15 protein-coding genes and 3 pseudogenes are annotated in these 13,233 nt (G+C 73.1%); 12 read left to right on the forward strand and 6 right to left on the reverse strand.

Annotated elements, in window-relative coordinates; translation table 11 throughout:
- Positions 1-27: 27 nt before the first annotated feature.
- The 3 genes from sigJ to HH311_RS17390 form a co-directional block, all read right to left on the reverse strand.
- A complete protein-coding gene (gene sigJ / locus HH311_RS17380; RefSeq protein WP_169184950.1) occupies positions 28-915 on the reverse strand; it encodes an RNA polymerase sigma factor SigJ in 888 nt (295 codons plus the stop codon).
- Positions 912-1,862, reverse strand: coding sequence for an NAD(P)-dependent oxidoreductase (locus tag HH311_RS17385; protein ID WP_169184951.1), 951 nt, complete (start codon positions 1,860-1,862; stop codon positions 912-914). The genes sigJ and HH311_RS17385 overlap by 4 nt, the downstream gene beginning before the upstream one ends.
- Positions 1,863-1,943: 81 nt before the next feature.
- Positions 1,944-2,507, reverse strand: a complete 564-nt coding sequence (locus tag HH311_RS17390) for a TetR family transcriptional regulator (protein WP_169184952.1) — start codon at positions 2,505-2,507, stop codon at positions 1,944-1,946.
- Positions 2,508-2,597: 90 nt separating this feature from the next.
- Between HH311_RS17390 and HH311_RS17395 the strand changes: the two genes are divergently transcribed.
- Entirely contained in the window at positions 2,598-3,800 is a 1,203-nt protein-coding gene (locus HH311_RS17395; protein ID WP_169184953.1) for an FAD-dependent monooxygenase, read from the forward strand.
- Between the two features lie 57 nt (positions 3,801-3,857).
- Positions 3,858-4,463, forward strand: a complete 606-nt coding sequence (locus tag HH311_RS17400) for a DJ-1/PfpI family protein (RefSeq protein ID WP_169184954.1) — start codon at positions 3,858-3,860, stop codon at positions 4,461-4,463.
- Positions 4,464-4,519: 56 nt separating this feature from the next.
- On the opposite strand, the gene HH311_RS17405 is transcribed toward HH311_RS17400, so the two are convergent.
- Positions 4,520-4,972, reverse strand: a complete 453-nt coding sequence (locus HH311_RS17405; protein ID WP_169184955.1) for a hypothetical protein — start codon at positions 4,970-4,972, stop codon at positions 4,520-4,522.
- 160 nt (positions 4,973-5,132) lie between these two features.
- On the opposite strand from HH311_RS17405, the gene HH311_RS17410 reads away from it, so the two are divergent.
- The 4 genes from HH311_RS17410 to HH311_RS17425 all read left to right on the forward strand — a co-directional run bounded on the left by HH311_RS17410 (position 5,133) and on the right by HH311_RS17425 (position 8,108).
- Complete coding sequence (locus HH311_RS17410; RefSeq protein WP_169184956.1) at positions 5,133-5,720, forward strand: UbiX family flavin prenyltransferase; 588 nt, start codon at positions 5,133-5,135, stop codon at positions 5,718-5,720.
- Entirely contained in the window at positions 5,717-6,178 is a 462-nt protein-coding gene (locus tag HH311_RS17415) for a hypothetical protein (protein WP_169184957.1), read from the forward strand. The genes HH311_RS17410 and HH311_RS17415 overlap by 4 nt, the downstream gene beginning before the upstream one ends.
- Positions 6,175-7,665, forward strand: coding sequence for a UbiD family decarboxylase (locus HH311_RS17420; RefSeq protein WP_169184958.1), 1,491 nt, complete (start codon positions 6,175-6,177; stop codon positions 7,663-7,665). Before HH311_RS17415 ends, HH311_RS17420 begins: the two co-directional genes overlap by 4 nt.
- Positions 7,666-7,850: 185 nt before the next feature.
- Positions 7,851-8,108, forward strand: a complete 258-nt coding sequence (locus HH311_RS17425; protein ID WP_169184959.1) for a hypothetical protein — start codon at positions 7,851-7,853, stop codon at positions 8,106-8,108.
- Positions 8,109-8,153: 45 nt separating this feature from the next.
- Here HH311_RS17425 and HH311_RS17430 read toward each other — a convergent pair whose 3' ends face one another.
- On the reverse strand, positions 8,154-9,425 hold the full coding sequence (locus tag HH311_RS17430; protein ID WP_312030213.1) for a cytochrome P450: 1,272 nt from the start codon (positions 9,423-9,425) through the stop codon (positions 8,154-8,156).
- 668 nt (positions 9,426-10,093) lie between these two features.
- On the opposite strand from HH311_RS17430, the gene HH311_RS17435 reads away from it, so the two are divergent.
- Positions 10,094-10,234: a hypothetical protein gene (locus HH311_RS17435; protein ID WP_169184960.1), complete on the forward strand. Its 141-nt coding sequence runs from the start codon at positions 10,094-10,096 to the stop codon at positions 10,232-10,234.
- A gap of 32 nt (positions 10,235-10,266) precedes the next feature.
- Here HH311_RS17435 and HH311_RS17440 read toward each other — a convergent pair.
- Positions 10,267-10,545 (reverse strand): annotated as a pseudogene (locus HH311_RS17440) (CoA transferase); the annotation flags it as partial.
- 26 nt (positions 10,546-10,571) lie between these two features.
- On the opposite strand from HH311_RS17440, the pseudogene HH311_RS33745 reads away from it, so the two are divergent.
- The 5 genes and pseudogenes from HH311_RS33745 to HH311_RS17465 all read left to right on the forward strand — a co-directional run.
- A pseudogene (locus HH311_RS33745) lies at positions 10,572-10,790 on the forward strand (CoA transferase); the annotation flags it as partial.
- 61 nt (positions 10,791-10,851) lie between these two features.
- A pseudogene (locus HH311_RS33750) lies at positions 10,852-10,986 on the forward strand (CoA transferase); the annotation flags it as partial.
- A 19-nt stretch (positions 10,987-11,005) separates the two neighbouring features.
- Positions 11,006-11,284, forward strand: coding sequence for an AMP-binding enzyme (locus tag HH311_RS33755; protein ID WP_396027451.1), 279 nt, complete (start codon positions 11,006-11,008; stop codon positions 11,282-11,284).
- Positions 11,285-11,374: 90 nt separating this feature from the next.
- Positions 11,375-12,199: a mycofactocin-coupled SDR family oxidoreductase gene (locus HH311_RS17460; RefSeq protein ID WP_169184962.1), complete on the forward strand. Its 825-nt coding sequence runs from the start codon at positions 11,375-11,377 to the stop codon at positions 12,197-12,199.
- Positions 12,200-12,276: 77 nt separating this feature from the next.
- Entirely contained in the window at positions 12,277-13,044 is a 768-nt protein-coding gene (locus HH311_RS17465) for a triacylglycerol lipase (RefSeq protein WP_169184963.1), read from the forward strand.
- The last annotated feature ends 189 nt before the right edge of the window (positions 13,045-13,233 follow it).

Below are 13,233 nucleotides of genomic sequence, written 5' to 3' on the forward strand. Positions count from 1 at the left end.
CCGCGGTGGTCGTCGGCGAAGCACCGCTCACGACCTGCCCGCCAGGTGTGCGAGCTTGTCCGGGTTGCGCACCGTGTAGATGGCGGTGATGGCGCCGTCGCGCGCGTCGAGGGTGACCAGCGAGGTGTCCGCGCCGAGGGTGATCTCGAGGCCCGTCCGCCCGTTGACCGGCACGAACGACGTCGGCCCGACCGGGAAGCGCCGGACGAGTCCGGACAGGAACGCCGTCACGTTCCGGCGCCCGGTCACCGGGCGCAACGCGGCGCGGACCTTTCCGCCGCCGTCGTTGTAGGCGACGACGTCGGCGCTGAGCATCCCGGTTAGCCCCTCGAGATCCCCGGTCCGCGCGGCCTCGAGGAAGCGCTCGAGCAGCCGGCGGTGCTCCGCGGGGCTCGGCGGCGCACCGCCGCCGCGGTCGGCGGCGAGCCGGGCCTGCGCCCGGTGCTGCATCTGGCGGCAGGCCGCCGCGCTCGCCCCGAGGATCTCGCCGATCCGGTCGTAGGGCATCGCGAAGGCCTCGCGCAGCACCATGACGGCCCGCTCGGGCGGGGAGAGCCGCTCCATCAGGTGCAGGGTCGCGTAGGCCACGGTGTCGTCGAGCTCGGCGGTCTCCGCGGGCCCCAGCTCGCCGGTCGCCACGGGCTCGGGCAGCCACGGGCCCGGGTACGCCTCGCGACGGGCGCGGGCAGAGGTGAGGGCGTCGATCGCGAGCCGGGACACCGCGGTGACGAGGAAGGCCCGCGGGGAGCGGACCGCTGCGTGGTCGGCCCGCATCCACTTCTCGTAGGCGTCCGCCACCACGTCCTCGGCGTCCCACATGCTGCCGAGCAGGCGGTAGGCCAACCCCAGCAGCGCCGGCCGGTGGGACTGGAACTCCGCCGTCGGATCGAGCCGCTCCTCCCTGGGCGCGGTCACGCGACGGACCGGCGGCCGGCGAGCTCGGCGGCGAACCCCTCGCGCCAGGAGGGGAAGCGGGGTCGCCAATCCAGGTCCAGCCGGGCGCGGGCGTTGTCCGCGCCGCGCAGCTGCGTCATGAACGCCCGGCCCATGGCCCCGGCCGCGAGCGAGACCAGCCAGGACGGCACCACCGACGGCGCCGGCGCGTCGAGCAGCCGGGCGAGCTCGGGGACCCACTCCGAGACCGGTGCCGGGTCGTCGTCGACGATGTTCAGGACGCCCGGCGGCCGGCGACGGTCGAGCGTGGCGACGACGGCGCTCGCGGCGTCGTCGACGTGGGTGAACGAGAAGACCGCGCGGCCATCCCGGACGAGCGGCATCTTCCCGGCCCGCACCGCGGCCACCGTCGATCCGTCGGCCGCGTATGGGGTGCCTGGCCCGTAGAGGTGCCCGAACCGCAGCACCGTGCCGTTCATCGCCCGGGTCCGCTGCTCGAGCTCCTCGAGCGCCTCCAGCGCCGGCCGGAAGGAGCGCGGCGGGTCCGCCCAGAAGGGATCGTCCTCGACGGCGGGTCCGGTGCCGTCGGGGTCGTAGGCGAAGGCGAGGCCCTCGGCGACGACCCGCCGCGCGCCGACGTCCTGGGCGGCCCCCAGCAGATGCCGCGTGCCCTCGCGACGCAGCCGGTTCGTCGTCGCGAAGTCCCGGGCGAATCGTCGCGGCCGGAGCTCGCCCGGGATCGCGGTCATCAGGTTGACCACGGCATCGGGTCCCGCCGCGAGCACCGCGCTCCGGAGCGCCACGCGGTCCAGCGCGTCGGCCGCCACCACCCTCGCCCCGGTGCCGGCGAGCACTCCCCGCGGGTCGCCGCGCCGCGACAGCGCCGTCACGTCGTGCCCGACGGCCGTCAGCAACGGCACCACGGCCCGTCCGATCACGCCGGTCGCTCCGGCCACCAGCACGCGCATCAGGGTCTCCCTCCCCCGTGGCCCCGGCTCGTCCGCGGTCACACCCTCCTCGGACGACGCAGCCGCTGGGAACGTGACAGCTCAGCTCGCGAGGATGGCGTCGACGACCGGCGCCATGGTGGCCACCACCTCCGCGGCCGGTGCCGTGGCGAGCGGCGGCAGCTCGAGGACGTAGCGCGCGAGGGCGGTGCCCAGCATGAACGAGCCCAAGGCCGCGGCCCGCGCCTCGACGCCCGGATCCTCCGCGTCGGCGAGGTGGCGCACCATCACCAGCACCTGGTCGGCGAACGTCTCGCGGACCCGGGCCGCCGCCTCCGAGCTGGTGGACGCCGACCGCAGCAGGACGGTGAGCACCTCGCCGGTCTCCGGGTCGTCCCACAGCGCCACGAAGCGCCGCGCGAGCGCGGTTCCCCGCTCGGCCTGCGGGACCTGCGAGAGGTCCGGGAGCGCCAGGTCCACGGCGGTGGCGGCCCGGAAGAGGTCGTCCTTGCTGCCGTAGTAGCGGATCACCATCGACGGATCGACCCCGGCGTCCGCGGCGACCGCCCGCACGGTGGTCCGCTCGTACCCGTGGGCCGCGAAGGCCCGTCGGGCGGCGGCGAGCACCGCCTCGCGCGCCGCGCGGGACCTCGTCGTGAACGCCACCGCGGCAATCTACCAACAAGCGTTGGCAAACCGTGCCGCGCCGTCTAGCGTTGTTGCCAACAAGCGTTGGCAAACGATGGGTGGCAGACGATGGACGACACGACGACGACGTCGGTGCTGGTCGCGGGGGCCGGGCCGGTGGGCCTGGCACTGGCGGTGCGCCTGGCCGCGGCCGGTGTCCCGCACCTGGTGATCGAGCGGGCGGCGGCGCCTGCGACGACCTCGCGCGCCGCCGTCGTCCACGCCCGCACGCTCGAGGTCCTCGACGCCCTCGACGTCGCGGATGCGCTGGTGGCACGGGGTGTGGTGGTGCCGCACTTCGCGGTCCGCGACCGCGACCGGACCCTGCTGCGGGTCGACTTCACCGGACTCCCGACCCGCTACCCGTACACCCTGATGGTCCCCCAGGACGTCACCGAGCAGGTCCTCACCGAGACCCTCGAGGCACGGGGCGGCGCGGTGCGCCACGGCCACACGCTGACCGGGTACGACGTCGACGGGGACGGCCGGGTCGTCGCCCGGGTCGACGGCCCGGACGGTCGCCTCACGGTGCGGGCCGACCACCTCGTCGGCGCCGACGGGATGCACTCCCACGTCCGGGCGCTGGCCGGCATCGACTTCACCGGAGCCGCCTACGCCCAGTCGTTCGTCCTCGCCGACGTCGTGCTCGAGGCCGACCTGCCGACCGACGAGGTCCAGCTGTTCTTCTCCCCGCACGGCCTGGTCGTCGTCGCGCCGCTGCCGCTCGGCCGCCGACGGATCGTGGCCACCGTGGACACCGCGCCGGAACACCCCGGGCCGGAGGAGATCGCCTCGCTGCTCGCCGACCGCGGCCCTCGCTCCGGCGTCCGGGTGCGCGAGCTGGTGTGGAGCTCGCGGTTCCGGGTGCACCACCGTCTCGCCCGGCACTACCGGCGGGGCCCGGTCCTGCTGGCCGGGGACGCGGCCCACGTGCACAGCCCGGCCGGCGGGCAGGGGATGAACACCGGCATCCAGGACGCCGTCGACCTCGGTGCCCGGCTCGCCGCGGTGCACGACGGCGAGGACCCGGCTCTCCTGGACGGCTACGAGCGGGATCGCCGGCCGGTCGCGCGGCAGGTCGTGGCGGTCACCGACCGCATGACCCGCGCGGCGACCCTGTCGGGCGTCCCGGCCCGGATGCGCAACGTCGTCCTGCGCGGACTGGACGGGCTGCCGCCGGCGCGGCGGGCGGCGGCGATGAACCTCTCGGAGCTCGCGACGCCCCTGCCCTTCGGAAGCGACGGCACCGCGGTCGCGGTCGGGTCGCCATGACCGTCGCCGATCGGGCGGGACGTCGCGATCGGCGTCGTGATCGGGGACGCTGATCCGGTGCGCATCGAGGTCGTGGTGTTCGAGGGGTTCGACGATCTGGACGCCTTCGCTCCCCACGAGGTCCTGCACCACGCCGCCGCGGGCCGGCCGGACTGGGAGGTGCGTCTGGTCGGTGTGGACGGTCCGGCGACGGTCACCAGCGCGCGCGGGGTGGTGGTGAGCGTGGCCGAGGGGCTCGGCGAGCCGGACGGCGTCATCGTCCCCGGCGGTCCGTGGCGCGACCCCGACACCGGCGTCGGCGCCGAGATCGCCCGCGGTGTGCTCGCCGGGCGTCTCACCGCGCTCACCACGCGGACGCGGTGGATCGCCTCGGTGTGCACCGGCGCGATGCTGCTCGCCGCGGCCGGTCTGACCACGGGACGACCCGCGGTGACCCACCACGCCGCGCTCGACGCCCTCGCCGCCACCGGGGCCCTGGTCCGCCCGGGACGCCGCGTCGTCGACGACGGCGACGTGATCACCGCCGGCGGGATCACCAGCGGTCTCGACCTCGCCCTGCACCTCGTCGCGCGCGAGCTCGGTCCGGCGACGGCGCGGGACGTCGCGGCCCTGATCGAGTACGTGCCGCAGATCGACCTCGACGACACCGGGCCACCCTCCTGAGCCTGGTCGCGGGATGCGCGGGTCACGAGGTCGGCCGGGCCGCACCGGGCCTCGCGTCAGGCGAGCGCCTCCGCGGCGCGTGCGACCCCCGGCCGCGGGCCCCCGGCGCCGGGCGCCACGAGGACGTCCTTCTCCGTGCGGACACGAGCCGAGGGGTCGCGCTCGGCCTCGGGCGACGGCGGCCCGGGACGGCGAGGGAGCCGCTCCTCCGCGGCGACCAGCGCGTGGTAGGCGTCCCAGTACGCGCGGGTGGCCAGGTACGCGCACGCGGTGCGGACGGCACACAGACCCGGGTGCTCGACGCCGGGAGACGCCCACGGACCGGGCGTCAGGAGGGCGACCTCGCGGCGCAGGCGCGCTTCGAGAGCACCCGAGGTGACCTCGGGATGCGGGGTCCGGAGGTCGTTGAGCAACTGCAGTCCCCGCGGGATCGCGGCGGCCAGCGTGGGCAGGCCGCCACCGTTCGGCCTCGCGCCGGTCTCGATCCCCGGGTTCTCGGGCTGCGACATCGACAGAGCCTCCTCGCTCTCCGCGGGGCGACACGTCGGCACACTCGGTTGACGGCCACTCCGGTACCCCCTAATCTACAGACTTTAGATAACAGGTCAATGGTCGACTCCGCCATCGGCCGTCGCCGACACGCGCACGGCATCCGCCCGAGGAGCTCGCATGCCAACCACGGGAGCGAGCCGGACCGATACCCGCCGGCTGGTCGTCGGGGTGTCGGGCTCCAGCGCGCCCCAGCTCGCCCATGCGCTCCTCCGCGCGACCAGCGTGCTCGAGCGGGTCGAGACGCACCTGGTCGTCAGCGAGGGGGCGGGCGAGTCCATCAAGCACGAGATGGGGCTCTCGGTCGGCGACTTCGAGCGCCTGGCCGACGTGGTGCACGACCCCCGTGATCTCGCGGCCCCGATCTCGTCCGGCTCGTTCCGCACCGCCGGGATGACGGTGGTGCCGTGCTCGATGAAGACCCTCGCGGCGGTCGCCACCGGGTTCACCGGGGACCTGGTCGCCCGGGCGGCGGACGTGTGCCTCAAGGAGCGCCGCCGGCTGGTCCTGGTCACGCGGGAGACCCCGCTCAACCTCGTCCACATCCGCAACATGGAGACGGTGACCCTGGCCGGGGCGACCGTGCTGCCGCCGGTCCCGGCCTTCTACCACCGGCCCGAGTCCATCGACGACCTGCTCGACCAGACCGTCGGCAAGGTCCTCGACCAGTTCGACATCGAGCACGACCTGTTCCGGCGGTGGGCGTGAAGGTCCCCGACGAGGTGATCGAGGCGGTGGCGGGCGTCCCCGTCGTCGGCGAGCACGACCTGGTCCTCCCCCTCGTCACGGTGGGCCCGCACGGGCATCCCCACGTGTGCCTCCTCGGTCGCGCCGAGCTCGAGGCCGAACCGGACGCGGTCCACGCGGTCGTCGCGGGCTCCCGCACGCAGGCCAACCTCCGGGAGCGCGGGCAGGCCGGGCTCGTCGTCCTCACGCCCTTCGCCGCGATCGACCTCGCGCTCGACGTCGTCGCGCTCGGCGAGGACCCCCGGTGGCTGCCGGTGAGCTTCGCGGTGGCCTCCGCGGACGTCGTGGCCGTCGGGCCGGAGTGGGGGGCACCGCTGGAACCGGCCCGGTTCCTGGTCACCGACCAGGTCGTCGCCGCGGAGGACTGGCCGCGGGCACAGCGGGTGCTCGCGGCACTGCGAGAGGGGAAGCGAACGTGACAGTTGCGCGTGCGTCGGGCACCGGTCTCCACCACCTGCGCTCGATCGACGAGTACCTCGCGGCGCTCGCGGCGCACGACGACGTCCTGGAGATCGACGACCCCGTCGACCTCCACCTCGAGGCCGCGGCCGGCATCCGGTACGCCTTCGAGCACGACCTCCCGGCGCTGGTCTACAGCAACCTGGTCGGCCACCCGGGGTACCGCCTCATGGGTGGGCTGGCGCCCTACTCCTCCGACCCCCGGCACCGCTACGCCCGGGTCGCCGTCGCGCTCGGACTGCCGTGGGAGACCCACCCCCTCGAGATCGTGGACCGCATGGCCGCGATCGACGCCGAGAAGGATCTGGTGCCGCCGGTCGTCGTCCCCGACCGGAGCGGCCGGGTCCTGCTGCCCGAGGTCGACCTGTTCGCGATCCCCTCACCGCGGCTGCACGAGGGCGACGGGGGCGACTACCTCAACTCGATCGGGACGATGATCGCCCGCACGCCCGACGGTTCCTGGACGAACTGGCACGTCTGCCGGGTGATGCGGCTCGACGCCCGACGGCTGACGATCTGGACCCGTCCCTTCCAGCACTTCGGGATGATCTACTCGAAGTGGCGCAAGCTCGGTGAGCCGATGCCGTTCGCCCTCGCGCTCACCCCCGAGCCGGCGGCGACCGTCCTGTCCGGGCTGCGTGCGCCCGACTTCGTCGACGAGGCCGCGTTCCTCGGCGGCTGGTTCGGCGAGCCCCTGGAGGTCACGCGCGCCCACTCGGTCGACCTGGACGTGCCGGCCACCGCGCAGGTCGTGATCGAGGGGTACGTCCAGCCCGAGGACCGGGCCGCCGAGGGCCCCTTCGGCGAGTTCCACGGCTACCTCATCCCCGGCGAGCAGGACCACGAGCTCGTCGGGGAGGTCACCGCGATCTCGGCGGTGCCGCGGCCCCTCCTCGGCGCCGTCCCGGCTGGGAAGCCGGTCGACGACGACCACACCCTCAACCAGCTCGGCCAGTCCGTCCTGCAGCGCCGCGCGCTGCGCGACGCCGGGCTCCCCGTGGACCAGGTCTGGCTCAACCCCGAGGGGGCCAACCACTTCGCGGTGGTCACCGTCCGGCCGGGGTGGTCCTCGGAGGTGGCGGGAGGCTCCGCCGAGCTCGTCCGGACCATCGCCGAGACCATGCTGACGCGGTGTGCGGCGACCGCGATCCTGACGCGCGTCCTCGTCGTGGAGAACGACGTCGACCCCACCGCACTGCGCGACGTCCTGTGGGCCCTCGCCACCCGTGTCCGTCCCGGGAGCGACCACGTCGTCAAGAGCCGCGTGATCTTCAACCTCTCGCCGATCTTCACCCCGGAGGAGCGCGCGGCCCACCACGGTCCGCTGACCTTCCACAACGGGTTGATCGAGGACGCGGCCACCCCGGCGATCCCGTCGACCTTCGAGTCGGTCTACCCGGAAGCGGTCAAGCAGCGCATCGCGACGCTGTTGGCGAAGCACCTCTGAAACGGGCCGAAATTCGGTGGCATGACCTCGGAAGTGTCGCCGGGCGAGATCGGTCGGTTCGGAGGATCTCGGGCCGGGTATCACGAACTCGAAACGGAGCGTGCGAGGTCGGGACACGACCCGGAGCCCCCGGATTCGACGACCTCGCGACAATCGTTCCGCTCCCTCGCCAGAGAGGCAATTCCATGGAAGCCACTGCCCGTATCCGTGCCGGCATCACGGCCATCGTGCTCGCCCTCGTGGTGGCCGGGGTGGGCCTGGTCAGCAGCGGCTCCGGGGGCTCGACCACCAGCTCGCAGGGCCTGGGGTGGCCGATCTTCGTGGGAGCCGTCCTGCTCGTCCTCGGGGTGGCGGCGCTGGTGTCCGGGCTCCGGAACCGCCGGCACGAGCGGCGGACCGCGAGCTCGATCCCCGGCCTGGAGGACGAGCGCACGAAGGACTGAACCGCGCGTGGCCGACCCGGCGTGAGCCGGGCCGGCCACCGCCGGTCACGCCGCGGGAGCCTGCGCCTCCGCCGTGAACTCCAGGGGCAGCACCGCGACCCCACGCACCTGACTGGCGTGCGAGATCGGCGGGTTGTCCGCCTCGAGGCGGTAGTCCGGGATCCGCTGATGGATCTCCGCGAGGGCGATGGCGAGCTCCACCCGGGCCAGGTGGGAGCCCAGGCACCGGTGCGGTCCGGCGCCGAACGAGAGGTGCCGGTTCGGCGACCGGTCGAGCTGCAGCTCGGTCGGTGCGTCGAACTGTGACGGGTCGCGGTTGACGCCGGAGAGGATCACGACCATCTGGTCGCCCTCCTTCAGGTGCACGCCGCCGAGGTCGACGTCCTTCGTGGCGCGGCGGCCCATCGAGATCGCCGCCTCGATGCGCAGCAGCTCCTCGACCGCCTGCGGGATCGACTCCGGGTCGTCGATGATGCGCTGCCGCTGCTCCGGACGCTCCGCGAGGTACATCATGCTCCAGGCGAGCGTCCCCTGGACGGTGTGCAGACCGGCGATGAGCAGCAGGAAGAACATGCTGAAGAGCTCGGGGTCGGTGAGCAGCCGTTCCTCACAGTCGATCTCGATGGGCGTGTTCATGACGGCCGAGGTGACGTCCTGCTCGGGGTCGAGCGTCTCGGCGCGCCGCTTCGCGACCACCTCGCCGAAGTACCCGTAGAGCCGCTGTCCGGCCTCAGCCTTGGCCGCATCGGACTCCTCATCGGTGGCACCTGGCTTGCCGACGAGGATGGTGTCGACGCTCTCGGTGAACATCGGGGCGTCCTCGACCGGCCACCCCATCAGCGCGAGGAACATCTGGGTGGGCAGCTCGTGCGCGAACTCGGAGATGAACTCGCAGCGGCCCCGACCGGCGAACCCGTCGAGGAGCTTCCCCGTGAGCTCGCGGATCTTCGGCTCCAGCTCGCGCATCCGCTTCGGGTTGAACAGCGGCTGGAGCGCGTGGCGGAACGCGGTGTGCTGCGGCGGGTCGATCTCGAGCGGGATGAACCGGTCGGTCCCCTGCTGGAGCAGGTTGTTGGGGAAGCTCGAGAAGGTCTGCGCGTCACGGAGCACCGCGTGGGCCTCCTCGTAGCCCGTGACGATCCAGTGGCCGCCGTGGGCCGTCGAGTAGACGACCGGCCCCTTCGCCCGCAGCGCCGACACCTTCTCGGGCACCTGGTCGACGGGGCCGGCGTTCGACTGGTCGTGGATGTCGAAGTCGACGACGAGGTGCTCAGGGACCTGGTCGACGGTCGTCGCCATCGTGTACCGCTTCGACACGAGAACTCCTCTCGGCAGAGCGATCCCGCTCGCGTGGACGTGGTCCGATGCCGGGGCCGCCGGGGCGGCCGCATCGCGCGTGGTGGACGTGGCGCGGAGCGCGGGGCTCCCCGCCACAGCTCACGGTGAGCCCTCCGACCCTCACTGTGAGCGAAACTATAGTCGTTAGATAAAGCGTGTCAACGGTCACTCGGACCGCCTCGATCCACGGCGGCCACCGGCATGCCAACCGGCCGCACGTGCCCGCGTGGAGGCAGGGTCACGAGCGGCCTCCACGGTGAGGGGACGGACGGAGCAGCGACCGCCGGAGTGGCTCAGAGGCTCCGACCCCCTCCAACGAGGCGGGCCGCCGAGCGATGCGCCTAAATCTGTTAGTCCTCTCGGCGCCGGAGCCGGGGCCTGGGTGTGATCACGCCGTAGTTACTCCACACGGCGTATACCGAATCGTTACCTAGAGTTTTAAGGTATACGTCTCGGCCATGGCGGCCGACGATTCTTGATCGACGACGAGGCGGTCTGCGATGTTCGATCATCGCCCCACACCGGCACGATCTCGGGCTCCGCGACGCCCGTCCCCGGCCGTTCGGGACGAGCACCCGCGACCGGCGGCCCGTTGCGGGATCTGCGGTCAACGGCTCCACCGCTGCTTCACCGCGGGAGGAGCGGAGGTGCTCGTGGACCCGATGCCGCGATTCGGCGGCGACCTCCTGGTCAACCCGCACAATGCGCTGATCGTCGCGGTGCTGCCGCCCGGCCGGCGTCGCGACGTCGCGTACTGCGCCCACCGCGCCGTCTGCCCAGCCATGTGAACGGATGTGGTCGCCTGGACGACCACATCCGTTCACATGGCGCCGGAGGCGACCAGCGCGGCGATGTCGGCGGGGTCCCACCCGGCCTCGGCGAGCACCTCCGCGCCGTGCTCGCCGAGCCGGGGCGCGCCGCGGACCGGGAGTGCGCCGGCCCCGTCGACGATCACCGGCAGCCGCGGCAGCACCATGCGGCCCTCGCTCGGGTGCTCCACCGGCTCGAAGAGCCCGACGGCGGCGAGGTGCGGGTCGGCGAGCAGGTCGTCCGCGGTCAGGACCGGCTGGGCGGGGATGCCGGCGGTCCCGAGCGCGGCGAGCCACTCGTCGGACCAGCACGTTCATGGGGCCCTACGCGACGATACTGCTGGCCCGGATGGGCGCCGACGTGATCAAGGTCGAATCGCCCGACGGCGACGTCGTCCGCCACATCGGCCCGGGACGCCACCTCGCGATGGGCCCGATCTTCCTGGCGGCCAACCACGACAAGCGCAGCATCGCGCTCGACCTCAAGCACCCCGACGGCCGGCGCGCGCTGGACTCGCTGATCGGGACCGCGGACGTCATCGTCACCAAACCTGCGGCCCGCGGCCCTCGACCGCCTCGGGCTCACGGCCTAGTAGGTGCTGCTCGCGGCCCACACCCGACTGGTGTTCGCGACGCTGCCCGGGTTCGGCAGCGCCGGGCCGTACCGCGACCGGGCGGCCTGCGACGGCGTCATCCAGGCCGCCAGCGGTCTGGCCGCGGTCCAGGGCGGGACGGGGGAGCCCGGAGGTTCTGCCCTCCCGGACGACCAGGCTCGACTGGGTCCGGGAGTGCTCCGTGCTCGGCACCCCGGACCCGCGCTGGGGCGAGGCCCTCGTTGCCGTCCTCGTGGGCGACCCGCCGTCCGACCCGACGGCGGCGGCCCGGGTCGCCGAGCAGCACTGCCGCGAGCACCTGGCCGACTACAAGGTGCCCCGCCGGTTCGTGTTCCGCGCCGCTCTCCCGAAGAGCCCCACCGGGAAGATCCTCCGTCGGGCCCTGCGCGAGGAGCTCACGCGTACCAATATCTAACAGGTTTAGTATCCGCAGGTCGGAGCCCTTGTGGGCACGTCAGAGCGAGCGCTAGCGTCGGCGGGATCGCAGCGGACGGAAGGAGCGGACATGGGGCGTCTCGAGGACAAGGTCGTCTTCATCACGGGGGCAGCGCGCGGGCAGGGACGCTCGCACGCGGTGCGGATGGCCGAAGAGGGCGCCTCGATCATCGCCGTCGACATCTGTGACCAGATCCCGACCGTGTTCTACCCGATGGCGACCCGGGACGACCTCGACGAGACCGCGAACCTGGTCGAGAAGGCGGGCGGGCGCATCGTCACCCGCGTCGCGGACGTCCGCGACCGCAACGCCCTGCAGGGCGCGTTCGACGACGGGCTCGCCGAGTTCGGCCACGTCGACGTCGTGCTCCCGAACGCCGGGATCATGCCCGTCATCAACGAGGGCGAGCAGGAGCAGGCCTGGCACGACGGCATCGCGACCCTGCTCACCGGGGTCTGGCAGACCATCGAGGTGGCCCTCCCCTCGATGCTGGAGCGCGGGCAGGGCGGCTCGATCCAGATCACCAGCTCCGCGGCGGGCCTGTCCAGCATGGCGCTGAACACCATCCCCGGCCAGGCGGCCTACGTCGCGGCCAAGCACGGCGTGGTCGGGCTGATGCGGCTCTACGCCTCCCAGCTCGCGCCGCACTCCATCCGCGTCAACACCGTCCACCCCACCGGGGTGAACACCCCGATGGTGGCCAACGAGCAGTACGGCAAGTTCGCGATGGAGTTCCCCGAGATCGCCGGGAGCCCGAAGTACCAGAACCCGATGCCGGTGCCGCTGATCGACCCCGTCGACGTCAGCAACGCGATGGTCTACCTCGCCTCCGACGAGGGCCGGTACGTCACCGGCGTGACCTTCCCGGTGGACGCGGGCTACCTGAACCGGTAGCGCTCCCCCGTGCGGGGCCCGGTTTGCTGCTCGAGGACCGTCGGGTAGACATCGACGTCTGCGCTTCCGTCGTCGTCGTGGGGGTCCCGATGTGGTGGAACACCCTGATCGGCCAGGGCCTGGAACACGTCGGGCGAGCAACGGTCGGGCTGACCGGGTTGCGGCACCGCTCGGTCGGGGTCGACGAGGCCGTCGACGATCCCGGCTCGGGCCCGGTGGTCCTGATCGGCGGGTTCGGGGAGACGGCGCCCTGCCTGGCACCCATGACCAATTGGCTCACGCGGGTCGGCTACGACGCGAGGGCGTACACGCTGGGCGCCGGCATGGGCTGTTCGCAGCGCACGACGGTGTCCCTGGTGCGGCGCGTGCGTGCTCTCGCGGAAGAAGCCGGTGAACCGGTACGCGTCGTGGGGCACAGCCGGGGGGGACAGCTGGCCCGCGCGGTCGGCGCGGAAGCGCCGGAGTCGGTGTCCCACGTCGTCACCATCGGGACGCCGCTCGACATGAGCGGCACGACGCCGGCCATGGCCGCGATGCTGTGGGGGTTCGCGGCCGCCGGCACCATGGGAGTGCCCGGGCTGTACCGCCTGGGCTGCCTCACCGTCGGGGCGTGCTGCGCCGGCTTCCGCGAGGCGTTGCGGGCTCCGTGGCCTGCCCAGGTCGCGCTGACGAGCATCTACAGCCCGACCGACGCCGCGGTGTCCTGGCGGGCGTGCCATGTCCCGGGAGCCCGTAACGTCGAGGTGGCGTCCGGCCACGTCGCCCAGCTCACCGCCGCGCAGGTCCAGCGTGCGGTCGCGGCAGCGCTCGTCGCTGCGCCGGCCCCGGGCACGGCGGCCGCCTGAGGGATTCCTCAGGGAAGCGCTGAGCAGCCCCGGGTCTTCGGGAAATCCTTCGTCGTCGATCCTTCTCCGCCGACCCCGTTGATCCGCGGTCGATCTCTCGACGGCGGATTCGTCGTCGGTCGGCCCGTCCCGACGCTATCTAAATCTTGTAGTCTGAACTCGTGCCGCCCTGGTCACCATGGGATCGAG

This window comes from Actinomycetospora sp. TBRC 11914 (assembly GCF_012933465.1).
GTDB lineage: Bacteria > Actinomycetota > Actinomycetes > Mycobacteriales > Pseudonocardiaceae > Actinomycetospora.

Excerpts from the sequence above, each read along its gene's own strand:
- HH311_RS17385 (WP_169184951.1), bottom strand. The coding sequence starts at position 1,862 with ATGCGCGTGCTGGTGGCCGGAGCGACCGGCGTGATCGGACGGGCCGTG.
- HH311_RS17410 (WP_169184956.1), top strand. The coding sequence starts at position 5,133 with ATGCCAACCACGGGAGCGAGCCGGACCGATACCCGCCGGCTGGTCGTC.
- HH311_RS17405 (WP_169184955.1), bottom strand. The coding sequence starts at position 4,972 with ATGTCGCAGCCCGAGAACCCGGGGATCGAGACCGGCGCGAGGCCGAAC.
- HH311_RS17460 (WP_169184962.1), top strand. The coding sequence starts at position 11,375 with ATGGGGCGTCTCGAGGACAAGGTCGTCTTCATCACGGGGGCAGCGCGC.
- HH311_RS17425 (WP_169184959.1), top strand. The coding sequence starts at position 7,851 with ATGGAAGCCACTGCCCGTATCCGTGCCGGCATCACGGCCATCGTGCTC.
- HH311_RS17395 (WP_169184953.1), top strand. The coding sequence starts at position 2,598 with ATGGACGACACGACGACGACGTCGGTGCTGGTCGCGGGGGCCGGGCCG.